A 26,047-nucleotide genomic window follows, 5' to 3' on the forward strand; every position below is an offset into this window, starting at 1 on the left:
GACCGTACGGAGCGGTGGCTCGGGCACGCGGGGGCGTCCCGGGGCCTCCCCAGGGCCTCCCCGGGGGCGTCCCAAGACCTCCCCGGGGGCGTCCCGGGTGCGTCCCGGGATAGCCCAGCCGGGTGAACCGGCGTGATCCCGCCCGTACCGGTTACCGCTTTGCTCCGGTTTCTCACGCATCGCACCGGCGCCGCGTGGCTGCGCCGGGCGCCATCCGCCCGGTAGGCTTTCCGTGTGATCTTCAAGCGCATCGGCAACGGGCGGCCGTACCCCGACCACGGCCGGGAAAGCACCCGGCAGTGGGCGGACGTCGCGCCGCGCCCGGTCCGCCTCGATCAGCTGGTGACCACCAAGGGCCAGCTGGATCTGGAGACGCTCCTGGCCGAGGACTCGACGTTCTACGGCGACCTCTTCGCCCATGTCGTGAAGTGGCGGGGCGACCTCTATCTGGAGGACGGACTGCACCGCGCGGTGCGCGCGGCCCTCCAGCAGCGCCAGGTACTGCACGCGCGCGTACTCGAACTGGACTGAGGGTCCGAGGGTCTGAGCCTCGTTGGATCAGCCGTTCGGACCGTTTCAGACCCGTCCGGCGGTCATCTGCTGATCCTTTAGTAGGCATAGTCAGGGGCCAGCATTACGCTGCGCCCATGAGCATGCTCACTCCCCCCGGTATGGGCGGAAAGTACCGCATCACGGGTAACACCTACCCGCGCATGCGGCGCCCCCGGCGACGCCGCCGGATCGTGGTCGCGGGCCTCTCCGCGGTGGTCGCCCTGGGCCTGGCCGGCTGGGGAACGCTTCAGCTCGTGGACGTCTTCGGCGGCGACGGGGAGACCGGTGGCGCGGCCACCGCGGCCGCCGACCGCTGCAAGCCCCGCAAGGCGACCACCACCGCCACCACCGTGTACGCCCCGCTCAAGCCGGCGCAGATCACGGTGAACGTCTACAACGCGACCCCCCGGGCCGGCCTCGCCAAGGCGACCGCCGACGAGCTGAAGAAGCGCGGCTTCGCGATCGGCAAGGTCGGCAACGCCCCGGTGGCCTACGACAAGAAGGTGCCCGGGCCGGGCGTGCTGCTCGGCGCCGCCAACTCCGACAAGGCGGCGTTCCCGGTGCTCGGGACCCAGCTGAAGGGCGCCGCGCGGAAGACGGACACCCGCCAGACGGCCGACGTGGACCTGATCATCGGCACCGCCTTCAAGGCGCTCGCGCCTCCCCAGGACGCCACCGCCGCGCTGACGGCCCTCTCCCAGCCGAAGAAGCCGACGCCGGAGAAGTGCTAGGCGCCGGAGAAGTGCAGGTGCCGGGCGGGAGGAGGCGGCGCCGGGCCGAGCGCTCCTCGTAAGGGAGGCCCGACCGGCGGTCCCGCACCCTTCGGTCAGCCGGTCAGCCCGTCAGCCGGTCAGTCCGTCAGCCGGTCAGTCCGTCAGCCGGTCAGTCCGCGGTCCCGTACATGCGGTCGCCCGCGTCGCCGAGGCCCGGGACGATGTACCCGTGCTCGTTCAGCCGCTCGTCGACCGAGGCGGTGACGACCGTGACCGGGGTGCCCGCGAGCTCGCGCTCCATCACCTCGACGCCCTCCGGCGCGGCCAGCAGCACGACCGCGGTGACATCGTCCGCGCCGCGCTCGATCAGCTCCCGGATGGCGGCGACCAGCGTTCCGCCGGTGGCCAGCATCGGGTCGAGGACGTAGACCTGGCGCCCGGAGAGGTCCTCCGGCATCCGGGTCGCGTACGTCGACGCCTCCAGGGTCTCCTCGTTGCGGATCATCCCGAGGAAACCCACCTCGGCGGTCGGCAGCAGCCGCACCATGCCGTCCAGCATGCCCAGGCCGGCGCGCAGGATCGGCACCACCAGCGGCTTGGGGCTGGAGAGCTTCACACCGGTCGTCCCGGTCACCGGGGTCTCGATGTCGACCTGCTCCGTGCGCACGTCCCGGGTGGCCTCGTAGGCGAGCAGGGTGACCAGCTCGTCGGCGAGGCGCCGGAAGGTCGGGGAGTCGGTGCGCCGGTCGCGCAGCGTGGTGAGTTTGTGCGCCACCAGCGGGTGGTCGACGACGTGAATCCGCATGTCCTCAACCCTAGCCCGCAGCGGCATCGACCCATGCCAGGGAGGGCACGCGCTGGCATCAACCCACGCCAGAGGGGGAAAGTGGGGTGGACGGACCCAGCCTGGGGGTGGTCGAGATGCCGGAGCGCCGAGAACCGGAACGGCGACGTGAGCGCCGAAACCCGTCGTCCGCCCGCTCGGACCGGCCGGGTGAGGACCGCGGCCGGGGCCGGGACCGCGGTCAGGATCGCGGTCGGGGCCGGGACCGGGGTCGCGCAGGCGACGGTGGCGGCGATCGGACGTCCGGGTCCGCGTCCGGGTCTGCTTCCCGATCCCGGTCCGGGTCCGCGTCCGGGGCCGCGCCCGGGTCTGCTTCCCGGCCCAGGTCCGGGTCCGGGTCCGGATCCGGGCCGAGGTCCGCGTCGGAGCAGCGGTTGATCGACGACCCGCCGGTGGTCGGCGGGCCGCGGCCGGACGGGCCGGAGACGGACGCCGAGCGCCGGCGGCGCCGGGCGCAGTTCCTGCGCGAGCTCTACGAGGCCAAGGCGCTGCGCGACCGGGTGCAGCCGCGCCGCGCCCGGGCGGCCCGGATGCGCCAGGCCATGCGGATGCGCACCTTCCGTTGGTGAACGCTCCCGCCCGCCCTTCCCGTACGCCCTCGACCACCCGGGATCACCTCCTTTCGACTTCGACCGAGTCCAACCGAGTTCAACCGAGTTCGACCTGCTGTGATCGGTTGTCGCCGGGGTGGCTTCCGGGGCTGACCGCCCGTCCGGGGACCGCTCGCCGGGCCTGCGCGGACGGCGTCCGCTGCTGACGTCGAACGGCCGCCGGACCAGACTGGTGCACGACGCAAGAGCGGAACACCTCTCCTCCGGGCCCGGTATCTGCCACGATGCCGAGTGGGCGGGGCATTCAGGAGGGCCGCCCGATCGTCACACCTCTGATCAGTGGGAGAGTCACGGTGTACTTCGCCGCACTGCTCGCGCGCACCGAAGACGGGTGGGAAGCGAGCGACACAGAGCTCGACGATGTAGAGACCTTGTCGGATCTGATCGAGCTTGCCCGGGATGCCTCGGTGGACGACGACACGGTGATCGTCTTCATCGAGCAGGAGGACGCATGGTTCGGCATCGTCCGTGTGGAGGGTGAGGAAGACCCCCGGATCTACGTGTCCGACGGAGCGGCCGCCGCCCGCTCCTCGTACGGGGAGATCCTCACCAGGGAACTGCTGGGCGACGACCGGTCGGACGACGGCACCGACCTGGACGCCCTCGACCTCGACGGCACCGAGGACGGAGAGCCGGAGGCGGCGGACGACGAGGAAGCCGACACGGCGGCCGAGACGGTGCCCTCGGCACCGGTCGGCGACCGGGAGGTCCTGGACGACCTCGGCCTGACGGAGAAGGAGCTGCTGGTACTCGACACCGACGCGCTCGGCACCATCGCGGACGCGCTCGGCGCCGCGGAGGTCCTGGAGACCGTCCGCTAGTGCCCCACCCCCCGCACCGACCCCACGACCACGACCCGCCCGGGCCGTACGCCGTCGATCCCGTCCGGGACCCCTGGCAGCCGGCCATGCGCGACGCGCTGGCGGAGGCGGAGCAGGCCGCGCGGGCCGGCGATGTGCCGGTCGGCGCGGTCGTGCTGACCCCGGACGGCTCCCTGCTCGCGACCGGACACAACGAGCGCGAGGCCACCGGGGACCCCACGGCGCACGCCGAGGTGGTGGCGCTGCGCCGGGCGGCGAAGGCCCTCGGCGAGTGGCGGCTGCCCGGCTGCACCCTGGTCGTCACCCTGGAGCCCTGTGTGATGTGCGCGGGCGCCCTGGTGCAGTCCCGGGTCGGCCGACTGGTGTTCGGCGCGCTGGACGAGAAGGCGGGCGCGGTCGGGTCGCTCTGGGACCTGGTACGCGACCGGCGGCTCAACCACCGTCCGGAGGTGATCCACGGGGTGCTCGCCGAGGAGTGCTCCGCCCTGCTCACCCGCTTCTTCCGCGACCGCTGACGCGCCCGGGGCCTCTCGGGACGCCGGTGCGACGCCCACGCGACGCCCGCCGATGTCCGCGAACTGGCCTCTGACAGACCCGTGAACAGCCGCTGACCAACCGCTGACCAGCGCCGACCGGCGCCGGAGAACCGATTTCTTCGATCAGGCACCTTTGGGCTAAGCTCTCTCTCGGTAGCGTGTCCGAGCGGCCGAAGGAGCTCGCCTCGAAAGCGAGTGTGGCGTAACCCGTCACCGTGGGTTCAAATCCCACCGCTACCGCTTCGTACGAAGGCCCCGGCGCTGATCCCAGCACCGGGGCCTTCGTCGTGTGCTGTGTCGGCAGAAGCTACGAGAACCGGCGGGGCCTTGGCCCTCGCGGGTGCTCGGTTAGACTCACCCGACCGCCGAGCGGATCACCGGCAGAGCGGTGCGGAGAGACGGCGAGACGGGGGACAGGGCCGATGGTGCAGGCGAAGAAGCTCACGCTGTACGTGGTGGTCGTCTTCGTGCTGTACACGATCATCACCTCCCCGGCGCGGGCCGCCGACCTGGTCCAGGTAGGGTTCGAGGGCATTTCGAGCGCCGCGCAGGCGGTCGGCGAGTTCATGACCCAGCTCGTCAACTAGGCCGGCAGGCCTGGCCGGCCCCCCGGCCCCCGGCCCGGCGGGCTCGACCGGTCGACGAGGAGTCGCTGTGATCCGCCACCTGGTCCTCTTCAAGCTCAACGACGGCGTCAGCCGCGACGAGCCGCGCGTGGTCGCGGCCGCCAAGGCGTTCCAGGAACTCGGCGGCATCGTCCCCGAGCTGGAGTTCTGGGAGTGCGCCTGGAACATCACGGACCGGCCCATCGCGTACGACTTCGCGATCAACTCCGCCGTCGCCGACAAGGACGCGCTGACTCGCTATGTGGAGCACCCGGCGCACCAGGCGGCCGCCGGGCAGTGGCGCGAATTCGCCACCTGGGTGATCGCCGACTACGAGTTCTGAGCCCCGTCCGGCCCGCGGCCGGAGCACGGAGCCCCGCACCGGAACGGTGCGGGGCTCCTCGTATGTCCGCCATCGGACCACCGGGGCGGCGGGACGGGCGGGGGGCAACACGACGTGGTCCGGTGCTTGCACACAGTGGACATGTCTTGTGATGCTATGACCGCTTTGACCGCTTTTGACGGATGAGTTGACCGTTATTGACCGCGGAGTGCGACCACGAAGGGGTGGCGAGAACGTGCCGGCCAGTACGACATCTCAGGTGCCGCCCCAGAACGAGTCGACCCCCTCGGAGGCCCGGACCCCCTCGGAGGCCCGGACCCGCTCGCAGAGCCGGGCCGCGGACACCCGGGCGCTCACCCAGGTGCTGTTCGGGCAGCTGAAGACGCTGGAGCCGGGCACCGCCGAGCACAACCGGGTCCGCGGGGCGCTGATCGAGGCCAACCTCCCGCTGGTGCGCTACGCCGCCGCCCGCTTCCGCTCGCGCAACGAGCCCATGGAGGATGTCGTCCAGGTCGGCACCATCGGGCTGATCAACGCCATCGACCGGTTCGACCCCGACCGGGGCGTGCAGTTCCCGACCTTCGCCATGCCCACCGTGGTCGGCGAGATCAAGCGGTACTTCCGCGACAACGTCCGCACCGTCCACGTACCGCGGCGGCTGCACGAGCTCTGGGTGCAGGTCAACGGGGCGACCGAGGACCTGACGACCGCGCACGGCCGGTCGCCCACCACGGCCGAGATCGCCGAGCGGCTGAAGATCTCCGAGGAGGAGGTCCTCTCCTGTATCGAGGCGGGCCGCTCGTACCACGCCACCTCCCTGGAGGCGGCCCAGGAGGGCGACGGGCTCCCCGGCCTCCTCGACCGGCTCGGCTACGAGGACCCCGCGCTGGCCGGCGTCGAGCACCGGGACCTGGTACGGCATCTGCTGGTCCAGCTGCCGGAGCGGGAGCAGCGGATCCTGATGCTCCGCTACTACAGCAACCTGACCCAGTCCCAGATCAGCCAGGAGCTGGGCGTCTCGCAGATGCACGTCTCCCGGCTGCTCGCCCGGAGCTTCGCCCGGCTGAGATCCGCGAACCGAATCGACGCCTGACATCCGCGAACCCGGTCGACGCCTGACATCCGCGAACCCGGTCGGCGCCTGAGGTCCGCGAACCGGATCGACGCCTGAGCCGCGCCGGGCATGGACCGGGCCCGGCCCGGGAACGGATCGGTAGGCACATCGATCCGTACGCCTGATCGGTTCGCCACCCGATCGGTTAGACCGGTTTCGGCGGCGGCACCGGCCGACGGGCCGTCAAAAGGCGGCAGGAGCCGCCATTTCAGCATTTAGCCACCCTCTCCATGTCGACAAGTCACTACAGCGTGTTGCCGACATGTGACATTCTGCTGGAACCGCGTTTGCCGCAGTCTCGGCTCCGGTATTCAGGTGGAGGCTGCGTTCCTCCGATGGTCGCGGCCCGCGACCGTCCGCGATCTCAAGGGGGTGGCATGTCCGCAGAACAGGGCAGCCCGAAGGTGCTCACGCTCACGCCCGACCACGCGCCGGCGCCCGTGCGACTCGACCGGTCCGCCCCGGCCGGTCTGGCCGCCCCGGCCGACCTGTCGGGGCTGTCGGGTCTCGCCGACCCGTCCGCCGAGGCCGGGGCCCCCGCCGCCGGCAGATCCGGGCATGCCACCGAGGCCGGACCGACCGCCACCGCCACCGCCACCCTTCCCGTACCGCCGCTGCCCGCCCAGGGCGGCGACCCGGTGCCGGAGACCGCGCCCGCGGGCCCGCCCGCCACCGCGCGGGGCACCGCGACGACCGAGGCGATCGACACCCGTACGCTCTCCCGCTCCCTGTTCCTGCGGCTCGCCGCCCTCGACGCCCAGGGCGCCGACGGACCCGAGCGGGCCTATGTCCGCGACACCCTGATCGAGCTCAACCTCCCGCTGGTGCGCTACGCCGCCGCCCGCTTCCGCTCGCGCAACGAGCCCATGGAGGACATCGTCCAGGTCGGCACCATCGGGCTGATCAAGGCGATCGACCGGTTCGACTGCGAGCGGGGAGTGGAGTTCCCGACCTTCGCCATGCCCACCGTGGTCGGCGAGATCAAGCGCTTCTTCCGCGACACCTCCTGGTCGGTGCGGGTGCCGCGCCGGCTCCAGGAGCTGCGCCTGGCGCTCACCAAGGCCGGTGACGAGCTGGCGCAGAAGCTGGACCGCTCGCCGACGGTCGCCGAGCTGGCCGCCGCGCTGGGCGTCTCGGAGGAGGACGTCGTCGACGGGCTGGCCGTCGGCAACGCGTACACGGCCTCCTCGCTGGACTCGCACGCCGCGGAGGACGACGGCGGCGAGGGCTCGCTCGCGGACCGGCTGGGCTACGAGGACACCGCGCTGGAGGGCGTCGAGTACCGCGAGTCGCTGAAGCCGCTGCTGGCCAAGCTTCCGCCGCGCGAACGGCAGATCATCATGCTGCGGTTCTTCGGCAACATGACCCAGTCGCAGATCGGCGAGGAGGTCGGCATCTCCCAGATGCATGTCTCCCGGCTGCTGACCCGCACCCTGGCCCAGCTCCGCGAGGGCCTGATCTCCGACTGACGGAGAGCCGCCGCCGGACACCCGAAAACGGCGTGGTGGTACGCGGTAGCGACCGGCCTCGGCCGGCCGGTACCGCGTACCACCTCGGGCGCGCACGCGCGTGGCGAGGGGCCCGGCGGGGGTCAGGCCAGGGCGAGCCAGGCGACCGCCGCGACGACGATGACCGCCAGGACGACGCCGGCGATCAGGCCGACCCGGGGGCCGGACGGGGCCGCCGGCTGCTGCCGCCGCTGCGGGGTGCCCTCGTCGACGAAGGCGCGGAACATCTGGGTGCTGCCCGCGGGGTCGTGCTGACCCTCGGGGCCGGGGGTGTTGTGTGCCATGGGGCAGGACCCTAGCGAACCCGCCCGTCCGGCCCAACCCGCCGCCGTCCGCGGCCGGTCGACCGAGCCCCGGACGCGAGCCGCGACCCGGCGAGCGGAAGCACACACTCGGTCTCTCGGAAGCCCCCGCCCCGCCCCGGTGCGCCCCCCGGTGGCCCCGCTTGGCGAGGCCTTTGCCAGCTCTTTAGGCCCGTTCGCCCGTTTTCGTTTGCCTGTAGCAACCAAACGCTTCTATGGTTGCCCTAAGCAACAAGATCCTGGGGGTGCCATGGCGGAACGGAGCCAGTACGAGGAACTGGCCCGGCAGCTGAGCGCCATCGGAGCCGTCAAGCGGGGACTGGCGCGGGCGATGCCCGCCGAGTGCCCCGGTGGCTCCGCGGCCGTCCTCTCCCTCCTGGCCCACCACGGGGACATGCGGATGAGCCGGCTCGCCGAGCTGCTCGCCGTCGACATGTCGGTGACCAGCCGCCATGTCGCCCATGTGGTGGACCGGGGCTGGGTGGAGCGGCTGCCCGACCCGGACGACCGGCGCTCCCGGATGCTCCGGCTGACCGGGGCGGGCGAGGAGATGCTCGACGACCTCGGGCGGCGCACCACGGACATGTTCGCCCGCACGCTGGGCGACTGGTCGGCCGAGGACGTGGGGCGGCTCACCGTGCTGCTGGGCCGCCTCCGGGACTCCTTCGGGGACTGCCGGAGCCACCCCGTCCGCCCCTCCGGCTGACGGCCCGCGGGCCCGGGGCCCGGGCTCCGGGGCGTACGCCCACCGGACACACCCGCACGCAGAACCACACGCACGTACACCAGCACACACGCACGTACACCAGACGCACGCAAAGGAAGTCCATGGCTACGACCACACCAGCCGGTGTGCGGGGCGGCCGCGCCAAGCACGGGGGTCACGCCTCTCCCGACGGCGGCGCGCCGATGACGCACCGGCAGATCATGGAGGCGCTGTCCGGGCTGCTGCTCGGCATGTTCGTCGCCATCCTGTCGTCGACGATCGTCTCCAACGCCCTGCCGCAGATCATCTCCGACCTCGGCGGCGGCCAGAGCGCCTACACCTGGGTGGTCACCGCCTCGCTGCTGGCGATGACGGCCACCACCCCGCTGTGGGGCAAGCTCTCGGACCTCTTCTCCAAGAAGCTGCTGGTCCAGATCGCGCTGGTGATCTACGTCCTCGGCTCCGCGGCCGCGGGCTTGTCGCACAGCGCCGGCTTCCTGATCGTCTGCCGCGTGGTGCAGGGCATCGGCGTGGGCGGGCTGTCCGCGCTCGCCCAGATCGTGATGGCCGCGATGATCGCCCCGCGCGAGCGCGGCCGGTACAGCGGCTACCTCGGCGCCACCTTCGCCGTCGCCACCGTCGGCGGCCCGCTGCTCGGCGGCGTCATCACCGACACCGAGTGGCTCGGCTGGCGCTGGTGCTTCTACGTCGGCGTGCCCTTCGCGATCATCGCGCTGGTGGTGCTCCAGAAGACGCTGAAGCTGCCGGTGGTCAAGCGCACGGTCAAGGTCGACTGGGCCGGTGCCTTCTTCATCAGCGCCGCCGTCTCGCTGCTGCTGGTCTGGGTCACCTTCGCCGGTGACAAGTACGACTGGATCTCCTGGCAGACGTACGCCATGGTCGGCGGCTCGATCGCGCTCGGCGCGATCTTCCTGCTGGTCGAGTCCAGGGCGAGCGAGCCGATCATCCCGCTGCGGCTGTTCCGCAACCGCACCATCACCCTGGCCTCGATCGCCTCGCTCTTCGTCGGTATCGCGATGTTCGCGGGCACCGTCTTCTTCAGCCAGTACTTCCAGCTGGCCCGGGACAAGTCGCCGACCATGTCCGGCGTCATGACCATCCCGATGATCGGCGGCCTGTTCGTCTCCTCCACGGTCAGCGGCCTGGTCATCACCCGCACCGGCCGCTGGAAGGCCTGGCTGGTCACCGGTGGTGTGCTGGTCACCGCCGGACTGGGGCTGCTCGGCACCATCCGCTACGACACCCCGTACTGGCATGTGGCGATCTTCATGGCCGTGATGGGCCTGGGCATCGGCATGATGATGCAGAACCTGGTGCTCTGCACCCAGAACCAGGTCGCCCCCGAGGACCTCGGTTCCGCCTCCTCGGTCGTCACCTTCTTCCGCTCGCTCGGCGGCGCGGTGGGCGTCTCGGCGCTCGGTGCGGTGCTCGCCAACCGGGTCACCCACTACGTCCAGGACGGCCTCGCCGACCTCGGGCCGAAGGCCGCGGCGCTCGGGCACGGCGGTACGGGCGGGGGCGGCATCCCCGACCTGGACAAGCTGCCCGCCCCGTTCCGGACCGTGATGGAGACCGCGTACGGCCATGGCGTCGGAGACGTCTTCCTCTACTCGGCGCCGTTCGCCTTCCTCGCCTTCCTCATCACCCTGTTCATCAAGGAGGTCGCCCTGAAGACGAACGCGACGCCCGGCGGCGCGGCCGACGAGCCCGTGCCCGCCACCGCGTCGGCCCCCACCGGCGACACCCACGAGCTGCCCGCCGTGGAGCCCGCGCGGGCCGCTGCCCAGCCGCTCCCGGTCGCCGAGCCCCTACCGCAGGAGGGCCCGCACGGCGGTGGGATCACCGTGCACGGCACGGTCCGCACCGCCGAGGGCGCCTGGGTGCCGCAGGCCGCGGTCACCCTGATCTCGCTGGCCGGCCGGCAGCTGGGCCGCGCGGTGGCGCACACCGACGGCGGCTACGCGCTGGACGCACCGAGCGCCGGCTCGTATGTGCTGATCGCCTCCGCCGACGGTTTCCAGCCGCAGGCCTCCACCGTGGTCGTCGGCGGGGAGACCCTGGCGTACGACATCCTGCTCTCCGGCACCAGCGGGCTGGCCGGAACCGTGCGCTCCGCCGAGGGCGGGCAGCCGGTCGAGGGCGCGATGGTCATCGTGACGGACGTACGCGGTGATGTGCTCGCCACCGGGCTGTCGACGGCGGACGGCGCGTTCACCTTCGCCGAGCTGGTGCCCGGCACGGTCACCGTCGCGGTCAACGCGGAGGGCTTCCGTCCGCTGGCCCTGCCGGTGGAGATCGGCGGCCAGGGCGTGACCCGGATCGACGCGCTGCTCCAGTCCGGCGCCCGCCTCCAGGGCACCGTACGGGCCGGGGCCGACGGCCGCCCGCTGGCCGACGCCCGGGTGACCCTGGTGGACGCCGCCGGGAACGTGGTCGCCACGGCCACCACCGGCGAGGACGGGGCGTACGGCTTCGCCGATCTGACCTCGGGTGACTACACCGTCATCGCCACCGGCTACCCGCCGGCCGCCGGTGCGCTGAGCATCACCGGCCGCGGGATCGACGGCCACGACATCGCCCTGTCCCACCCGGCCGAGTAGCGCCCCCGAAGGGCACGCACGCGGTCCGGGGGACCGGGCAGCCGACTCCCGGCCGCGCTTCGAGCGGAGGCGCGGCCGGGCACCGGGGCGGCAGGCAGGGGACGGCCTGCCGCCCCTTTCAGATCCCAGAGGACCGCCCCTTCCAGATCTCAGAAGGCCGCCCCTTTCAGATCCCAGAGGAGAGAAGAATCCGCATGGCACTGCACGCGCAGATACGGACCCGGGACGGCTGGGCCGTCCAGCATGCCGTGGTCACCGTCACCGACATGACCGGGACGCAGGTGCTGCGGGCCGAGGCCGACGCCGACGGCGTCGTCGCCTCCGACACGCCGCTGGCCCCCGGCCCGTACACGGTGATCGTGACGGCGGTCGGCTACGCCCCGGCGGCCTCCACCGCGCTGGTCACCGCGAGCGGCCGGGCCTCGGTCGGCACCGTGGTGCTGGCCCGGCAGGGCGGTGCGGAGCTGCCGCCGCCCGGGCTGTGGGCGCTGGACCCGGCGCACTCCACGGTCGCCGCGACCGCCCAGCACCTGGGCATCTCCAGCGTGCACGGCCGGTTCACCGAGTTCGGCGGCCGGATCGAGATCGCGCCGGAGCTCGGTGCCTCCCGGGTGGAGGCGGTCATCTCGGCGGCCTCCGTCGACACCGGCAACGGGCTGCGCGACAAGCACCTGAAGTCCCCCGACTTCCTGGATGTGGCCGCGTACCCGGAGATCACCTACCGCAGTCACGGCCTCACCCCGGCCGGCCCGGACCGCTGGACCGTGCACGGGCTGCTCACCCTGCACGGGGTGGCCCGCGAGGTGGACCTCGACCTGGCCTACTCGGGCACCGGCCCCGACCCCTGGGGCGGCCGGCGGGCGGCCTTCCACGCCACGGCCGAGCTGCGGCGGGAGGACTTCGCGATGAACTACAACCAGGTGGTGCAGGCCGGCATCTCGGCGATCGGCACCACGCTGCGGGTGGAGCTGGACATCCAGGCGGTACGGGAGGAGCCGGCCGCGTCCCAGGCCGCGGGCGAGCCCACCCCCGGCAGCTGACCCGCCCCCGTCACCCGTCCCGCATCGCCTCGATGCCGGCGACCAGGACCCGCAGCGCGAACGCGAAGTCCCGCTCGAACATCTCGTCCACGGTGTCCGCGCCCCGCGCCGCCATGATCTGCCGGCCCAGTTCGAAGGTCTGCTCGCCGTCCGGGTGGTGCTCCAGGGACTCCAGGGACCGCTGGAAGAACTCGTCCGGGGTGAGCCCGGCGCTCTGGGAGCGGGCCCGGTAGTGGCCCTCGATGGTGCCGAAGCCGTAGACGAACTGGAAGACCGCGGCGATCGCCCCCGCGTGCCCCTCCGGCGGCACCCCGGTCCGGACGACGATCTCGTGGACACCGCGCGCGAACGCCAGGGAGTGCGGGCCGATGTTCAGGAACCGGCCGATCAGCGGTGACACCCACGGGTGGCGCACCAGCGTCTCCCGGTAGGTGACCGCCATCGCCCGCAGCTGCTCCCGCCAGTCGGCGTCGGGCGCCCCGGTGTCGGGCAGCCGCATCTCGCCGAAGACCGCGTCGAGGGCCAGCTCCAGCAGCTCGTCCTTGGTGTCGACGTACCAGTAGACCGACATGGCGGTGACATCGAGCGAGGCGGCGAGCCGGCGCATCGAGAACGCCTCCGGCCCGGCCGCGTCCAGCAGCCGTACGGCGGCGGCCGTGATGCGGTCGCGGTCCAGCCCGGCGGCGGGCTGGTCGGCCCCTCCGGCTCCTCCGGCCCCTCCGGCCTTTCCGGCCTTTCCGGCCTTTCCGGACCGTGCGGCCCTTCCGGTTCCGTGGGGCGGGCGGCCGGCCTTGCCGCCGTCCTCCAGCCATACGCTCGTACGGCCAGGACGCCTGGTGCGGTCGGCTGCCGACGCCATGGGTGCCTCCTCGTTCCTGGCCCGATGCTATGGCGCGGCACGCGGCGGGGGCCCCGCACCCCCGCCGCGTACCCCTCACGCCTTCCCGAGCCTCACGCCTCCCCAGGAGCCGCGGGGGCTCCGCCGGGTCGTTCGGCCCGCCGCAGCAGCAGCGCGGCGAGGAGGCCGCCGACCAGTACGGCCGCCGCGCCGACGAGCTGGCTGGTCTCCAGGCTGGTGGCGAAGGCGTCCGAGATCCGGGCCCGCTCGGCCTCGCTCCCGGCCGCCGCGAGCGCCGCCGGGAGGGAGGCCGCGGAGACCGAGACCAGCGCGCCGAAGCGGGAGTTGAGCACCGCGCCGAGGACGGCGACGCCGAGGCCGTTGCCGAACTCGGCGAGGGTGCCGTTGATCCCGGCGCCCACGCCCGCCTTCTCCGGCGGGATCGCGCCCATGATGGCGTTGGCCATCGCGGGCATCGACAGCGCCACACCCACCCCCATCACGACCAGGCCGACCAGCATGCCGCCGTACCCGTGGGCGCCGCCGAGTACGGCGATCGCCGCGAGTCCGGCGGCGACCAGGGACATACCGAGGCCGATGGTGCCGGGCGTGCCGATCCTCGGCAGCAGCCGGGCGGCCACCCCGCTGAGGTTGAGCACGATGACGGTGACGGCCAGCGGCGCGGTGCGCAGGCCGGCGTCGAGCGGGTCGTAGCCGAGCACGAACTGCAGGTGCTGGGTGAGCAGGAAGAGCGAGCCGGTCATGCCGAAGGCGACCAGGACGACACCGGCGACCGCTCCGGTGAACCGCTGGTCGGTGAAGAAGTGCATGTCCAGCATGGGGTGTTCGGTGCGCAGCTCCCAGAGCGCGAACAGGGTCAGCACGAGAGCGGCCAGCCCGGCGGAGGCCAGGACATGGGCGGAGGTCCAGCCGTGCTCCGGTCCGGAGATGATCGCGTACACGGCCGAGGTCATGCCGATGGTGGACAGCAGGGCGCCGAGCAGGTCGGGCCGGTCGCCCTGCCGGTGCTTGGACTCCGGTACGAGGGCGGCGACGGCGACCAGGCCGAGCACCACCACCGGGAGGTTGATCAGGAAGATCGCGCCCCACCAGAAGTGCTCCAGCACGAAGCCGCCGAGCAGGGGCCCGGCCGCGAAGCCGAGCGAGCTGACGGTGGACCACAGGGCGATCGCCCTGACCCGCTCGGTGTCGTCGAAGACCAGCACCACGACGGCCAGGGTGGTGGTCATCAGCAGCGCGCCGCCGACGCCCATCCCGGCCCGGGCGGCGATCAGTTGGGCCGAGCTCTGGGCGAGCCCGGCGGCCAGCGAGCCGAGCCCGAAGAGGGCGAGGCCGGCCAGCAGCATCTTCCGGCGGCCGTAGCGGTCGGCGGCGTTCCCGGCCGTGAGCAGCAGACCGGACTGCACCAGCGCATAGGCGTTGATCATCCACTGGACGTCGGAGGTGGAGGCGTCGAGCGAGCCGGTCAGGGACGGGATGGCGACGTTGAGGACGGTGTTGTCGATCAGCACGGTGAGCTGGGCGAGGCAGATGACCCCCAGGATCAGCCAGCGCTGGGGATGGCCGCCGGAGGGCTCGACGGCAGTACTCGCGGGCGTGGTGGCCGTCACGGCGGCAGCTCCCTTACGGTGTAGAGGACCCTTCCTCTACACCGTACAAGTCACGCCTCTACGCCGTACAACAAATATTCCCGCCCCTCTCAGGCCCCCTCCGCCGGCTTGATCAGATAGCCCGCCCCGCGCCGGGTGTGGATCATCGGCGGCCGCCCGGCGTCGATCTTGCGGCGCAGATACGAGATGTAGAGCTCCACGATGTTCGCCTTGCCGCCGAAGTCGTAGCTCCAGACCCGGTCCAGGATCTGCGCCTTGCTGAGCACCCGCCGCGGGTTGCGCATCAGGAACCGCAGCAGTTCGAACTCGGTGCCGGTGAGATGGACGGCCCGCCCGCCCCGCGCCACCTCCCGGCTGTCCTCGTCGAGCGTCAGATCGCCCACGGCCAGGACGGAGGCGGGGCGCGCCGCGGCGACCGGCGAGCGCCGGACCAGCCCCCGCACCCGGGCGACGACCTCCTCGACGGCGAACGGCTTGACCACGGCGTCGTCCCCGCCCGCGGTCAGCCCCGCGAGACGGGCGCCGCCGACCGGGCGCCTCGGCGTCAGAAAGAGGACCGGCACCGCGGGCAGCCCCCGCCGCAGCGCGCCGAGCCCCCCGTCATCCGCCCCGGTGTGCAGCACCGCGGCGTCCAGTACCACCGCGTCGGGGCGGTGCTCCCGGGCGGTACGCAGCGCCGCGGCCACGTCCTCGGCGCCCCGCACCTCCCACCCCTCGTACCGCAGGGCGGCGGCCAGCAGGTCGGTGGGCGAGGTCTCCGGTCCGACGACCAGTACTCGGACCCCACCCGGCGCCGCTTCGGACGAGAACGGAACGGTGAGCCCCTCGGGGGCGGAAACGGTCATACGGCGAGCGTGGCCCCGCCCGGTGAGAGCCCCCTGGCCCCTGTCTGTGAATCTCCTGAGAAAACCGCCTCAATCAAGCGCCGGTAGGCCGAACAACCCCACCGCATTGCCATGGCAGACCGCCCGCAGCCAGTCCGGCCCCAGCTCCAGCCGCTCCAGGGCCTCCAGCTGGTGCGGATAGCCGTACGGGATGTTGGGAAAGTCGCTGCCGAGGAGGATCCGTCCCCCCAGATCCCGCAACCGCCCCCGCTCCCCCACCGGAAAGGGCGCCAGCCGCTCGGAGAAGTCGGTGAACGCCATGGTGGTGTCGAGCCGCACCTCCGGGTACCGCTCGGCGAGGTCCAGGAAGTCGCCGTACTCGGGCATCCCCATATGGGCGACGATCAGCCGCAGTCCGGGGTGCCGGCCGAGCAGCCGGGCGATCGGCTCCGGCCCGGTGTGCTTGCCCGGAGCGGGTCCCGAACCGCAGTGGATCACGATGGGCACCCCCGCCTCCGCGAGCAGCCCCCACACCGGCTCCAGCAGCGGGTCGTTGGGGTCGTACGCGCCCACCTGCAGATGCGCCTTGAAGACCACCGCCCCGCCCTCGACCGCCTCCCGCACATACCCGGCCACGCCCTCCTCCGGGAAGAACGTCGCCGTGTGCAGGCAGTCCGGCACCCGCGCCGCGAAGTCCGCCGCCCAGCCGTTGAGCCAGCGGGCCATCCCCGCCTTGTGCGGGTAGAGCATCGAGGTGAACCGGACCACCCCGAACTCCCGCAGCAGCTCGACCCGCCGGTCCTCCTCCTCGCGGTACGTGATCGGCCACGCGAGCCCGGTCATCGGACCCACCGCGTCGAAGTAGGCCCAGACCTTCCGCAGCACCCGCTCCGGCATGAAGTGGGTGTGCACATCCACGAGCCCCGGCAACCCGTACCGCTCCCGGAACCCCCGCACCCACACGCCCTCGCCCGCCGGCCTCTCCCGCCCCTCACTCACCCCGCACATGCGCCCACCCTCCCCGGCCCCCGTCCGCGGAACAACCCCCGCCCCTCACGTCCCCTCAGAACAGCCCGCCCTGCGCTTCTCCCTCCCCCGGCCCCCTCACCACCGGCACCGCCACCCCGCCACTCTCCCCCTCCTCTCCCTCCTCGACTCCGGCCAGCCCCCAACCCACCATCAACCGCGTGTCCAGCACCACGGCCCCTCCGCCCTCCACCTCCAGGTGCAGATCGGGCCCGGCCGCCGCGGCGAGACGTCCCACCAACCACCCGCCGTCCACCAACTCGGCGACCACCCCGTCGATCCGCTCCACCGCACCCAGGGCGAACACCTCCGCATGGTCCTCGACCACCGGCGGCAACCGCTCCAGCGTCTCGTCCCAGCCGCCCACCTCCGCCGCCCGCCGGTACAGCTCGGCCACCTCGGCCGCCCGCTCACCCGCCTCGGGCAACCCGGCCCGCGCCAGCCGCTTCACGGCGTACGGCACCCGGTCCGGCACCCCCAGCGCCGTGCCGAGCAGCTCCTCCGTCCGCCGCGCCGCCATCAACGCCCCGCGGCCCAGCCAGGTGTACGCCACGGCCCCCTGCTCCAGCAGCCGCGCACCGCCCCGCTCCTCGGCGGTGATCCCCACCTTCACCAACCCGGGCCCGAACCACGCCAGATACACCCGGAACGTGCGCGGGTCACCGGCCGCCGTGTCCGCCGCCACCGAGTGCGCCCGATCCAGCCGAGCACACTCCGGGCACAACCCGCCCGTGCTCCGCCCCGGCAGCCTCGCCTCCACCGGACAGCGGTTCCCCCGCGCCCCCGGGCACCGCCGCTCGCCGACCACCCGAAACGCCACCCGCTGCCCGTACCCGAGCCCACTCACCCGCCCGCCCTCCCACACCAACCCGGGCCCCCGCCCGACCCCGACCCCACCCCACCGCAACCCCCGGCACCGCCACACCCTCACCACGCCCGCCCCTTCCCGCACCACGCCCGGGTTGCCCTGGGTGGCTCGCACCGTGATCGAGTCGCTCCACGGGCGGATGGCATGAACGGGACACCCTGCTCGCCGACCGGCGCCCGACTGCTTTCCGGGCCCGTGGGTGTACGCCGCTGCTGTACGACCACCAACGCCAAGAGGCCCGGACTGTCGTCCGGGCCTCTGAGCTGTGTGCACTCGGCAGGATTCGAACCTGCAACCTTCTGATCCGTAGTCAGATGCTCTATCCGTTAAGCTACGAGTGCTTGTGCTTCCCGGGCTTTTCGTCCCGGTCGGCGTTGCGAGAACAACATTACATGACCGGCGGCGGGACGCGAAATCCATTACCCGGACCGGTCCTGAGCTGGGCAAACTCCCCAGACGATCTTCCAGGCGCCCACCCGGGGCCGGAGGCCGGAAGCCCTCGGCACGACGGCGCTCCGGGCGCGGAAACGACCGAAGCCCCGGCCGTGGGGCCGGGGCTTCGGGTGGTGCTGCGGAGGCGGAGGGATTTGAACCCTCGATGGGCTTTAAGACCCAAACCGCATTAGCAGTGCGGCGCCATAGACCGGACTAGGCGACGCCTCCAGTGCGCGCACCCGCGCGGAGCGAGTGGTGCGTGCAGATGATGACACAGCCACGGGGGGTGTCACCAATCGATCCCTACGGTACTAGGCGGCCCCGGGGCGGGGCAAAGGCGTTAGCGGGTGCGCAACGCCGTCGGCGGTGGCGCGTTAACGGGGTGAGCGAAGGTCCGGCCTCCGGCCGGGCCACCCCCGGCTTCCGCACCCCAGGAGTACGCATGCTGCGTCGCCTCTTCCTCACGTCCGCCGCCTCCCTCGCCGTACTGGGCGCCGCCGCGCCCGGTGCCGTCGCCCTGGACTCACCGCTGCCGCTGCCGCTGCTGGCGGGGCCGGACAAGCTGACCATCACCATCGCCGACTCGGGCTACTCCACGGCGAACGGCACCTTCGAGCTGGAGTGCGACACACGCAGCGCCGTCGGGACGCACCCGCGGGCGAAGAGCGCCTGCGACCGGCTGGACGAACTGGCCGCGCAGGACAGGGACCCGTTCGCGCCGGTCGCCGAAGGCACGATGTGCACCATGCAGCACGGCGGGCCCGCCACCGCGCACATCACCGGCACCTGGCGCGGCGAGGACGTGGACGCCCGCTTCTCGCGGACGGACGGCTGCGAGATCGCCCGCTGGGACGCGCTGAAGCCGGTGCTGCCGAGGGTCCGGTCGTAGTCCTCACCACGGCTCGTCCACGGCTCGTCCGAGGCCCGCCTCCTCGTCTCGCCTCCGCCCCCACCGTGGGCTCGTCCCGCTCCCGGCCTGCGCATATGCCCGCGGCCGGGGCGGGGCCACGGCCGGCCCGTACAAGATCATCGTTCGCGAACCCCCACACAACCGCCGTCGGGCCCCCATCGGCTGCCCTTAGACTCCTGTGCAGTGACAGGCCGAGTGGGAGGAAGCGTCGTCGTGAGCAGCAGGCCATCCCGAGGCGCTGCTCGCCTCGCAGCCATACTCGACGCGCTGCCGGACGGGCTCGTACTCGTCAACTGCAACGGCACGGTCGTCAACGCCAACACCATCGCGCTGGAGATGTTCGAGGCGCCGGGCACCGCCCTGGTCGGGCGGGGTCTGCTCGATCTGCTGCCGGCGTTCGACTCCCGGCTGATCCCCGGTTCGATGCGCCGGCCCGAGGCCGCGGACGCCCGCGGACGGACCAAGCCGGCCAGGATGGTGGCGCGGCGGACCGACGGCGGCGAGTTCCCGGTCGAGGTGACCAGCGCGAGCCTGGAGGACGGGCGCGAGGCGTACGACCCGTACAGCGCCGGCGCGGGCTCCTCGTACACCGGTGACGAGCTGCTGATGCTCGTGGTGCGCGACCTGTCCGGGACCATCGACACCGAGGCCGAACTGGCCCGGTCCCAGCGGCAGACCGAGATGATCCTGCGCGCCGCCGCCGAGGGCGTCGTCGGCACCGACACCGACGGCCGGGTGGTGCTGGTCAACCCGGCCGCCGCCCAGATCCTCGGCTGGCGCGCCAGCGACCTCGGCGGCAAGGAACTGCACCCGCTGATGCTGCACTCCCGCGCGGACGGCGAGCCGTTCCCGTACGAGGAGTCGCCGCTGGCCGACACCCTGCGCTCCGGCCGCAAGCACCGGGTGCGCGGCCAGGTGGTGTGGGCGAAGGACGGTTCCCCGGTGCCGGTGGACCTGACCACCGCGCCGGTACGCGACGGGGACCAGCTCGTCGGCGCGGTGATGACCTTCACCGACCGCCGCCCGTACGAGGAACTGGTCGCCCAGCACGAGGAGAAGGTCGCCGAGGTCGAGGCGCGGATCGCCGAACTGACCGAGCGGCACACGGCGGAGCTCGCCGAGCTGACCGAGCGGCACACCGCCGAGGTCGCCGAACTGGCCGAGCGGCATGTCACCGAGGTGGCCGACCGCAGTGAGCGGGACGCCGTGGAGCGGGAGCGGCGCGAGGAGGCGTATGCGGCGCTGGCCGCCCGGCACACCCAGCTGACCGCCGTCCTCGGTGCCTCGCTGCGCGGCCCGCTGGAGGAGCTGCGGGGCGAGCTCGGCACCCTGGCCGCCGACCCGGCCGGGCAGTTGTGGCCGGAGGCCAACCAGGTCCTGCACCACCTCGCCGCCGGCTACGCCCGGATGACCACGCTCGTCGACAACGTGCTGGGGTACCAGCGCCTGGACGCCGGTGCCGAGCCGCTGCACAAGGGCGTGGCCCTGCTCGACGGGGTCGTCGCCGCGGGTGTCGAGGGCGCGGTGGAGCTGATCGGGCCCGGCCGGGTGCAGTTCGCCGTGCACGCCCCGCCGATCGAGGCGGTGGTGGACGGGGTCCGCCTCTCCACGGCGCTCGCGCATCTGATCGCGGACGTGGCGGGCGTCGACTCGACCGGGCGGACCCGGCAGGTGGCGGCGGGCGGCTACGCCGACTCGACCATCGTGGTGGCCGCCGCCCAGCGCGGGGATGTGGTGCGGATCGAGGTCCGTGGGCCGTACGCGGGCGGTGACCCGGTGCACGAGCCGATCGTGTGCGGCATCGTCCGGGCGCACGGCGGAGTGGTCCAGAGCCATGAGGTCCCCGGGATGCCCGGCAGCGCGTTCGTGCTGGAGGTGCCTCTCGGCGAGGTCGACCGGGCCCGGGACGGATACGCGGGCGGCGCGGCGTTCGCGGCGGCGGGGGCCTTGCTGCCCGCCCAGCAGAACGGCGAGCGGGACGCCGTCGGCCGCCGGGGCGGTCCGGATGGTCGGGACGGTCGGGGTTCCGTGGGCGTTCGGGATTCCCTGGGCGGTGCCGATTCTTCGGGCGGTCCGGATTCTTCGGGCGGTCAGGATTCTTCGGGCGGTCCGGATTCTTCGGGCGGTCAGGGCGGGGACACCGCCGGTGGCGGCGGGGTGGCCCCGGCGGCGGGTGCGGCCGGTGGGACCGATGGCGGTACGAGCGGTGGCGGTACGAACGGTGGGGGGCGCCGGCGGGCGCGGCGGTCTTCCACGGACGCCTTCCTGGAGAGCCCGGTACGCGACGAGGACCCGGTGGCCGCGGAGCCGACCGGTCGTCGCCGTGCCCGTACGGACGAGGCCGCGGCCGCGGGCGGAGCCGCGCCCGACCCGGTGGCGGCCGCGATGGTGCCGGCTGCTCCCACCGGGCGGCGGCGCGGACGCCCCAGCCCGGCCGAGGGCGCGGTCCTGACCGCCGCCGAGAGCGCCCAGGGCCGGCCTGCCCTGGGTGAGACGGTGCCGCCGCAGGGCGTGCCCGCCGACGCGATGCCCGTCCACCCGTCCGGACGGCGGGCCCGACGGGACGGTGAGCCCGCCGCGCTGCCCGCGCTCCCGGCCGCCCCTGCCGCGGGTGGGTCTGCCAACGAGCCGACCGGCCGACGGGCCCGGCGCGCACTGGGCCCCGCCCAGGAACGGACGGCCACGGCCGAGGCCGGCTCCTCCGACGCCGCTGCCCCACGCAGCCCCTTCGCCCTGCCGCCGGCCGACGCCGACCGCCGGGCCCCCGCCGACGCCGTCCATACGGACCCGTCCTCGGTCCCCGCTGTGTCCGGCGTCTCCGCTCTGTCCAGCGTCCCCTCGGCGTCCGGCGTCTCCTCGGTATCCGGCTCCGACGAGGAGCCGACCCGGCACGACTCGGCGGACGCGGAGCACGGGCGGGGTTCGCTGCCGACGGAGCCCCAGCCGTACCAGCGGAACGGAGCCCCGCGGTCGGCCCAGGCCCATCCGGCGCCTGCCCCCGACCCCGATGCGGCTTCGGCGCCCACCGGGCGGCGGCGCGCGGTGGGCGAGGGTGTCTCGCGGACCGCGGACGCGGCCGGCGGACCGGCGGCGAACGGCTCGGCGCCGGAGGCGGACAGTACGGCGGCGGGCGGCGGCACGGGCGGCGGCACCGGCTCCGTACCGCTGCCTCCCGAGGCACCGACCGGAACCGCTGCCGATACCGGCGGGCCCGTGCCTTCCGATCGGCCCGCCCCGGCCCGGCGGAGCCTCGCGGAGCAGCCCGCCGGCCAGCCGCCCTCGGCCTCGGCTCAGGATCCGTCGCAGTCCACCCAGGGACGTGCGTTCAGCGTGCGCACCCTCGGCCAGGGCGTGCCCTTCACCCAGCAGACGGGCGGTCAGGCGGCTGCGGGCGGTCAGCCGGTGGTCGGGCAGCAGGCGGTCCGCCCGGGGGCCACCGGCACCGGGGAAGGATCCGCGGGGCCGCAGGCCGCTGGGCAGCAGGCCACCGCCGGGCAGGGTGCCTCGTCCGGGTCGGGGCGGCGGCGGAAGCTGGCGACACCGCCGGAGGAGGACCCGGCGCCCGTGCTGGAGGCCGCCGCGGCGGCGCGGCCGCATCCGCATCCGCAGCCGCAGCCCCGGCTCGCCTCGTCCACCGGCGGACGGGCGTACGAGATCGGCGCGCCCGACCAGGACGCGGCTGAGGGGCCCGAGCTTCTGGACGGGCCGGGCGGTGCGGTCGAGGTCGCCAACGAGCCGACGCCGCAGCCGGTGGACGACGAGCTGCCGCCGGAGCCGCTGGACAACCCGCGCCGGCTGCTGGTGTGGCCCGCGCCGGATGTCTCGACGCAGGAGGCACTCAGCGAGCGGGGCTACCGCCCGGTGATCGTGCACTCCCGCGAGGAGGTGGACGCCCAGATCGCCGCGTTCCCGGCGGCGCTGTTCGTCGACCCGCTGACCGGGCCCATCACCCGTACCGCGCTCCAGTCGCTGCGACAGGCCGCGGTGGCGGCGGAGGTGCCGGTACTGCTCGCGGCAGGGCTGGGGCAGGCGACCCGGGAGGCCGCGTACGGCGCCGATCCGGCCGTCCTGCTCAAGGCGCTGGCGCCCCGGGACAGCGAGCAGCACCCCTCCCGCGTCCTGCTCATCGAGGAGCAGGAGGAGATCGCCCTCGCCCTGACGGCGTCGCTGGAGCGGCGCGGGATGCAGGTGGCGCGGGCGGCGACGGACAGCGAGGCGGTCACGCTCGCCGCACAGACCCGGCCCAACCTGGTCGTGATGGATCTGATGCAGGTACGCCGGCGGCGGGCCGGGATCATCGACTGGTTGCGGGCCAACGGGCAGCTCAACCGCACCCCGCTGGTCGTCTACACCTCGGCCAGCCTCCAGGAGACGGAGCTGCCCAAGCTGTCGTCGGGCGAGACCGTGCTCTTCCTCGCGGAGCGCTCGACCAGCGGCGAGGTGCAGGCGCGGATCGTGGATCTGCTGGCCAAGATCGGCACCAACTGACGGAGTCCGACAGAGGGAGACGGACGGCGGGATGTTTCACGTGAAACATCCCGCCTGATCCCTGCCGCCTTCGATCAGTTCACGGCGGCGCGAGTCACAACTCGGTGATGTCGAGCGCGCCCTCCGCGTACTGCCGGCGGATGACCTTCTTGTCGAACTTGCCGACGCTGGTCTTCGGGACCGTCGGGACGATGGTCCAGCGCTCGGGCAGCTGCCACTTGGCGATCGACTCCCCGAGGAAGGCCCGCAGCTCCGCGTAGTCGGCGGTGGCGCCCTCCTTGAGGACGACGGTGGCGAGCGGGCGCTCGCCCCACTTCTCGTCCGGTACGGCGACGACCGCCGCCTCGGCCACATCGGGGTGGGCCATCAGCGCGTTCTCCAGCTCCACGCTGGAGATCCACTCCCCACCGGACTTGATGACGTCCTTGGCCCGGTCGGTGAGGGTGAGGAAGCCGTCCGGGCTGATGGTGCCCACATCGCCGGTCTTCAGCCAGCCGTCGGCGCTGAACTTGTCCTCGGGGCGGAGCGGTTCGGCGTCCGGGCCGCCGTAGTAGGCCGCGGCGATCCACGGACCGCGCACCTCCAGTTCGCCGGCGGACTCGCCGTCCCACGGCATGATGTCGCCACCGGGCCCGGTGAGCCGTGCCTCGACACCGGCCGGGAAGCGGCCCTGGGTGAGCCGGTAGGGCCACTCCTCCTCGGCGGTGAGCCCGGCCGGCGGATTGGCCATGGTGCCCAGCGGGGACGTCTCCGTCATGCCCCAGGCGTGGCAGAGACGGACACCGAGCTTGTCGTACGCCTCCATCAGGGAGGGCGGACAGGCGGAGCCGCCGATGGTGACCCGGTCCAGGGAGGTCAGGTCGCGGGGGTGGGCGGTGACCTCGGCGAGCAGTCCCTGCCAGATGGTGGGAACGGCGGCGGCGTGTGTCGGGCGCTCCCGCTCGATCATCTCGGCGAGCGGCGCCGGCTGGAGGAAGCGGTCGGGCATCAGCATATGGACGCCGGCCATGAAGGTGGAGTGCGGCAGCCCCCAGGCGTTCACATGGAACTGCGGGACGACGACCAGGCTGGTGTCCCGGTCGGTCAGCCCCATCGACTCGGTCATGTTCACCTGCATGGAGTGCAGATAGATCGAGCGGTGGGAGTAGACCACGCCCTTGGGGTCGCCGGTGGTGCCGGAGGTGTAGCACATGGCGGCGGGCGCCCGCTCGTCCAGCTCGGGCCAGTCGTAGCGGGTGGGGCGGCCCGCGATCAGCTCCTCGTAGTCGTGGACGGCCGGCGCGACCCCGTCCAGTGCGGAGCGGTCGCCCGGGCCGGCGACGATGACGTGCTCGACACGCGGGAGGTGCGGGAGCAGCGGGACGAGGAGCGGCAGCAGGCTGCCGTTGACCAGGATGACCCGGTCGGCGGCGTGGTTGACGATATAGGCGAGCTGCTCGGGCGGCAGCCGCAGGTTCAGGGTGTGCAGCACGGCGCCCATGGAGGGGATGGCGAGGTACGCCTCGACATGCTCGGCGTTGTTCCACATCAGCGTGCCCGCCGGCTGGCCCTCCTCGACGCCCAGCTCCCGCAGGGCGTGCGCCAGCTGGGCCGCCCGGTCGCCGATCTCGGCGAAGGTGCGCCGGTGCGGCTCCGGCTCCCCGGTCCAGGTGGTGACGGTGGAGCGGCCGTGGATCGTCGACCCGTGGGCCAGAATCCGTGAGATCAGCAGCGGTACGTCTTGCATCGTGCTGTGCAGCAACAGAGCCTCCCGACATGCGCGCCATTACGCGGGGATGAAGTTCCGGCGATTGTGCGCACATACCACGTGGTATGTCACTACCCGGCTACCCGGAAGTAGGAGCCGTGGGGCGAGGGGCGTGGAGGGTGGCCGGGTCAGCGGGCCGGGGCGAGCTCCGGGTCCTCGCGGAGCTTGCCGAGCGCCCGGGACACCGCGCTCTTGACGGTGCCGACCGAGACACCGAGCACCTCGGCCGTCTGCGCCTCGCTGAGGTCCTCGTAGTACCGCAGCACCACCATGGCCCGCTGCCGGGTCGGCAGCCGTTCCACGGCGCGCCACATCGCGTCGCGCAGCGCCTGCTGCTCCGCCGGGTCGGCCGCGGGCGGCCCCAGCGGCTCGGGCAGCTCGTCGCAGACGTACTCGTCGACCCGGCGCTTGCGCCACTGCGAGGTACGCGTGTTGATCAGGGCGCGTCGGACGTACCCGTCGAGCGCCCGGTGGTCCTCGATGCGGTCCCAGGCGACGTAGGTCTTGGCGAGCGCGGTCTGGAGCAGGTCCTCGGCGTCGCACGGATTGGCGGTCAGCGACCGGGCGGTGCGCAGCAGCACGGGGCCTCGGGCCCGTACGTACGAGGTGAACGACGGGTAGGAGGAGACGTGCGCGGCGGCGGCCGTGGAGGCGCCGGCGCAGACGGGCCCGGGAGTCGCGGTCATGGGCCCACGCTAGGCGCGGGTATGACGCCCCCGTATCGCCCGGAGGTCCCGACCGCGGGTCCCCCTCAGGTCGGAGCGGCGGGGTCCTCCCCACCACCTGGAGGTGGAGGGCGGCGCCCCGGCAGTCAGGGTCCGGGCCGGTGACATGGGCCTCGACGAGACGACGGCGGCGGCGGCCGAGCATCGGCAGAAGCGCCGGCGGGGTGCTCGCGCGGGCACGCGGACGGCCCGTGCGCCGGTACCGGGGTACCGCCGCACGGGCCGTCGCTGTGACCACG

23 protein-coding genes and 3 tRNA genes are annotated in these 26,047 nt (G+C 73.2%); 15 read left to right on the plus strand and 11 right to left on the minus strand.

Annotated features, from left to right (window positions below):
• Positions 1–234 precede the first annotated feature (234 nt).
• Positions 235–531 carry a type II toxin-antitoxin system VapB family antitoxin gene (locus ABZ945_RS19720; protein ID WP_003949502.1) on the plus strand — a complete coding sequence of 99 codons (297 nt, stop codon included), beginning with the start codon at positions 235–237 and terminating at the stop codon, positions 529–531.
• A gap of 116 nt (positions 532–647) precedes the next feature.
• Positions 648–1,283, plus strand: a complete 636-nt coding sequence (locus ABZ945_RS19725; protein ID WP_361270926.1) for a LytR C-terminal domain-containing protein — start codon at positions 648–650, stop codon at positions 1,281–1,283.
• A 151-nt stretch (positions 1,284–1,434) separates the two neighbouring features.
• Here ABZ945_RS19725 and upp read toward each other — a convergent pair whose 3' ends face one another.
• Positions 1,435–2,070, minus strand: coding sequence for a uracil phosphoribosyltransferase (upp, locus tag ABZ945_RS19730; RefSeq protein ID WP_248631606.1), 636 nt, complete (start codon positions 2,068–2,070; stop codon positions 1,435–1,437).
• A gap of 413 nt (positions 2,071–2,483) precedes the next feature.
• Here upp and ABZ945_RS19735 point away from each other — a divergent pair, with 413 nt between their 5' ends.
• The 8 genes from ABZ945_RS19735 to ABZ945_RS19770 all read left to right on the plus strand — a co-directional run bounded on the left by ABZ945_RS19735 (position 2,484) and on the right by ABZ945_RS19770 (position 7,608).
• A complete protein-coding gene (locus ABZ945_RS19735) occupies positions 2,484–2,678 on the plus strand; it encodes a hypothetical protein (RefSeq protein ID WP_248631704.1) in 195 nt (64 codons plus the stop codon).
• A 335-nt stretch (positions 2,679–3,013) separates the two neighbouring features.
• On the plus strand, positions 3,014–3,541 hold the full coding sequence (locus tag ABZ945_RS19740) for a hypothetical protein (protein ID WP_361270930.1): 528 nt from the start codon (positions 3,014–3,016) through the stop codon (positions 3,539–3,541).
• Between the two features lie 86 nt (positions 3,542–3,627).
• Positions 3,628–4,056 (plus strand): tRNA adenosine(34) deaminase TadA, encoded by a 429-nt coding sequence (gene tadA / locus ABZ945_RS19745; RefSeq protein WP_361271009.1) that lies wholly within the window; start codon positions 3,628–3,630, stop codon positions 4,054–4,056.
• Between the two features lie 173 nt (positions 4,057–4,229).
• A tRNA-Ser gene (locus ABZ945_RS19750) sits at positions 4,230–4,317 on the plus strand.
• A 182-nt stretch (positions 4,318–4,499) separates the two neighbouring features.
• Positions 4,500–4,664: a hypothetical protein gene (locus tag ABZ945_RS19755; protein ID WP_248631599.1), complete on the plus strand. Its 165-nt coding sequence runs from the start codon at positions 4,500–4,502 to the stop codon at positions 4,662–4,664.
• Between the two features lie 67 nt (positions 4,665–4,731).
• Positions 4,732–5,025, plus strand: a complete 294-nt coding sequence (locus tag ABZ945_RS19760) for a Dabb family protein (RefSeq protein WP_361270934.1) — start codon at positions 4,732–4,734, stop codon at positions 5,023–5,025.
• 235 nt (positions 5,026–5,260) lie between these two features.
• Positions 5,261–6,118 carry an RNA polymerase sigma factor SigF gene (locus ABZ945_RS19765; RefSeq protein WP_361270937.1) on the plus strand — a complete coding sequence of 286 codons (858 nt, stop codon included), beginning with the start codon at positions 5,261–5,263 and terminating at the stop codon, positions 6,116–6,118.
• 398 nt (positions 6,119–6,516) lie between these two features.
• Positions 6,517–7,608 carry an RNA polymerase sigma factor SigF gene (locus ABZ945_RS19770; protein WP_361270939.1) on the plus strand — a complete coding sequence of 364 codons (1,092 nt, stop codon included), beginning with the start codon at positions 6,517–6,519 and terminating at the stop codon, positions 7,606–7,608.
• 122 nt (positions 7,609–7,730) lie between these two features.
• Here ABZ945_RS19770 and ABZ945_RS19775 read toward each other — a convergent pair whose 3' ends face one another.
• Positions 7,731–7,931, minus strand: a complete 201-nt coding sequence (locus ABZ945_RS19775) for a hypothetical protein (RefSeq protein WP_361270942.1) — start codon at positions 7,929–7,931, stop codon at positions 7,731–7,733.
• A 268-nt stretch (positions 7,932–8,199) separates the two neighbouring features.
• Between ABZ945_RS19775 and ABZ945_RS19780 the strand changes: the two genes are divergently transcribed.
• The 3 genes from ABZ945_RS19780 (at position 8,200) to ABZ945_RS19790 (ending at position 12,316) form a co-directional block, all read left to right on the plus strand.
• Positions 8,200–8,655 carry a MarR family winged helix-turn-helix transcriptional regulator gene (locus ABZ945_RS19780; protein ID WP_361270943.1) on the plus strand — a complete coding sequence of 152 codons (456 nt, stop codon included), beginning with the start codon at positions 8,200–8,202 and terminating at the stop codon, positions 8,653–8,655.
• A 122-nt stretch (positions 8,656–8,777) separates the two neighbouring features.
• Positions 8,778–11,276 carry an MFS transporter gene (locus tag ABZ945_RS19785; RefSeq protein WP_361270945.1) on the plus strand — a complete coding sequence of 833 codons (2,499 nt, stop codon included), beginning with the start codon at positions 8,778–8,780 and terminating at the stop codon, positions 11,274–11,276.
• A 194-nt stretch (positions 11,277–11,470) separates the two neighbouring features.
• Positions 11,471–12,316 (plus strand): YceI family protein, encoded by an 846-nt coding sequence (locus tag ABZ945_RS19790; RefSeq protein ID WP_361270947.1) that lies wholly within the window; start codon positions 11,471–11,473, stop codon positions 12,314–12,316.
• A 10-nt stretch (positions 12,317–12,326) separates the two neighbouring features.
• Here the strand turns inward: ABZ945_RS19790 and ABZ945_RS19795 are convergent, their stop codons facing one another.
• The 7 genes from ABZ945_RS19795 to ABZ945_RS19825 form a co-directional block, all read right to left on the minus strand.
• Entirely contained in the window at positions 12,327–13,175 is an 849-nt protein-coding gene (locus ABZ945_RS19795; RefSeq protein WP_361270950.1) for a TetR/AcrR family transcriptional regulator C-terminal domain-containing protein, read from the minus strand.
• 92 nt (positions 13,176–13,267) lie between these two features.
• Positions 13,268–14,785, minus strand: coding sequence for an MFS transporter (locus ABZ945_RS19800; RefSeq protein ID WP_361270953.1), 1,518 nt, complete (start codon positions 14,783–14,785; stop codon positions 13,268–13,270).
• Positions 14,786–14,874: 89 nt separating this feature from the next.
• Positions 14,875–15,630, minus strand: a complete 756-nt coding sequence (locus ABZ945_RS19805; protein WP_361270956.1) for a response regulator transcription factor — start codon at positions 15,628–15,630, stop codon at positions 14,875–14,877.
• A 69-nt stretch (positions 15,631–15,699) separates the two neighbouring features.
• Complete coding sequence (locus ABZ945_RS19810) at positions 15,700–16,617, minus strand: amidohydrolase family protein (RefSeq protein ID WP_361270959.1); 918 nt, start codon at positions 16,615–16,617, stop codon at positions 15,700–15,702.
• A gap of 55 nt (positions 16,618–16,672) precedes the next feature.
• The gene (locus tag ABZ945_RS19815) at positions 16,673–17,776 is read right to left on the minus strand and encodes a DUF2797 domain-containing protein (protein WP_361270962.1); all 1,104 of its coding nucleotides are present in this window, start codon (positions 17,774–17,776) and stop codon (positions 16,673–16,675) included.
• Positions 17,772–17,844, minus strand: a tRNA-Arg gene (locus ABZ945_RS19820). Before ABZ945_RS19820 ends, ABZ945_RS19815 begins: the two co-directional genes overlap by 5 nt.
• Before the next feature lie 231 nt (positions 17,845–18,075).
• Positions 18,076–18,166: transfer RNA gene (locus ABZ945_RS19825), tRNA-Ser, on the minus strand.
• 214 nt (positions 18,167–18,380) lie between these two features.
• On the opposite strand from ABZ945_RS19825, the gene ABZ945_RS19830 reads away from it, so the two are divergent.
• Both ABZ945_RS19830 and ABZ945_RS19835 read left to right on the plus strand, forming a co-directional pair.
• Complete coding sequence (locus ABZ945_RS19830; RefSeq protein WP_361270965.1) at positions 18,381–18,827, plus strand: SSI family serine proteinase inhibitor; 447 nt, start codon at positions 18,381–18,383, stop codon at positions 18,825–18,827.
• A gap of 234 nt (positions 18,828–19,061) precedes the next feature.
• The gene (locus tag ABZ945_RS19835) at positions 19,062–23,336 is read left to right on the plus strand and encodes a PAS domain-containing protein (protein ID WP_361270968.1); all 4,275 of its coding nucleotides are present in this window, start codon (positions 19,062–19,064) and stop codon (positions 23,334–23,336) included.
• Positions 23,337–23,430: 94 nt separating this feature from the next.
• Here ABZ945_RS19835 and ABZ945_RS19840 read toward each other — a convergent pair whose 3' ends face one another.
• Both ABZ945_RS19840 and ABZ945_RS19845 read right to left on the minus strand, forming a co-directional pair.
• Positions 23,431–25,074, minus strand: a complete 1,644-nt coding sequence (locus ABZ945_RS19840) for a long-chain fatty acid--CoA ligase (protein WP_361271012.1) — start codon at positions 25,072–25,074, stop codon at positions 23,431–23,433.
• A 137-nt stretch (positions 25,075–25,211) separates the two neighbouring features.
• Positions 25,212–25,769 carry a SigE family RNA polymerase sigma factor gene (locus tag ABZ945_RS19845; RefSeq protein WP_248631569.1) on the minus strand — a complete coding sequence of 186 codons (558 nt, stop codon included), beginning with the start codon at positions 25,767–25,769 and terminating at the stop codon, positions 25,212–25,214.
• Positions 25,770–26,047 lie beyond the last annotated feature (278 nt).

This window comes from Streptomyces sp. NPDC046887 (genome assembly GCF_040644755.1).
In the GTDB taxonomy this organism is placed as follows: domain Bacteria; phylum Actinomycetota; class Actinomycetes; order Streptomycetales; family Streptomycetaceae; genus Streptomyces; species Streptomyces lichenis.

Excerpts from the sequence above, each read along its gene's own strand:
- ABZ945_RS19725 (WP_361270926.1), top strand. The coding sequence starts at position 648 with ATGAGCATGCTCACTCCCCCCGGTATGGGCGGAAAGTACCGCATCACG.
- upp (WP_248631606.1), bottom strand. The coding sequence starts at position 2,070 with ATGCGGATTCACGTCGTCGACCACCCGCTGGTGGCGCACAAACTCACC.
- tadA (WP_361271009.1), top strand. The coding sequence starts at position 3,628 with ATGCGCGACGCGCTGGCGGAGGCGGAGCAGGCCGCGCGGGCCGGCGAT.
- ABZ945_RS19755 (WP_248631599.1), top strand. The coding sequence starts at position 4,500 with ATGGTGCAGGCGAAGAAGCTCACGCTGTACGTGGTGGTCGTCTTCGTG.
- ABZ945_RS19770 (WP_361270939.1), top strand. The coding sequence starts at position 6,517 with ATGTCCGCAGAACAGGGCAGCCCGAAGGTGCTCACGCTCACGCCCGAC.
- ABZ945_RS19775 (WP_361270942.1), bottom strand. The coding sequence starts at position 7,931 with ATGGCACACAACACCCCCGGCCCCGAGGGTCAGCACGACCCCGCGGGC.
- ABZ945_RS19780 (WP_361270943.1), top strand. The coding sequence starts at position 8,200 with ATGGCGGAACGGAGCCAGTACGAGGAACTGGCCCGGCAGCTGAGCGCC.
- ABZ945_RS19785 (WP_361270945.1), top strand. The coding sequence starts at position 8,778 with ATGGCTACGACCACACCAGCCGGTGTGCGGGGCGGCCGCGCCAAGCAC.
- ABZ945_RS19790 (WP_361270947.1), top strand. The coding sequence starts at position 11,471 with ATGGCACTGCACGCGCAGATACGGACCCGGGACGGCTGGGCCGTCCAG.
- ABZ945_RS19795 (WP_361270950.1), bottom strand. The coding sequence starts at position 13,175 with ATGGCGTCGGCAGCCGACCGCACCAGGCGTCCTGGCCGTACGAGCGTA.
- ABZ945_RS19805 (WP_361270956.1), bottom strand. The coding sequence starts at position 15,630 with ATGACCGTTTCCGCCCCCGAGGGGCTCACCGTTCCGTTCTCGTCCGAA.
- ABZ945_RS19810 (WP_361270959.1), bottom strand. The coding sequence starts at position 16,617 with ATGTGCGGGGTGAGTGAGGGGCGGGAGAGGCCGGCGGGCGAGGGCGTG.
- ABZ945_RS19830 (WP_361270965.1), top strand. The coding sequence starts at position 18,381 with ATGCTGCGTCGCCTCTTCCTCACGTCCGCCGCCTCCCTCGCCGTACTG.
- ABZ945_RS19845 (WP_248631569.1), bottom strand. The coding sequence starts at position 25,769 with ATGACCGCGACTCCCGGGCCCGTCTGCGCCGGCGCCTCCACGGCCGCC.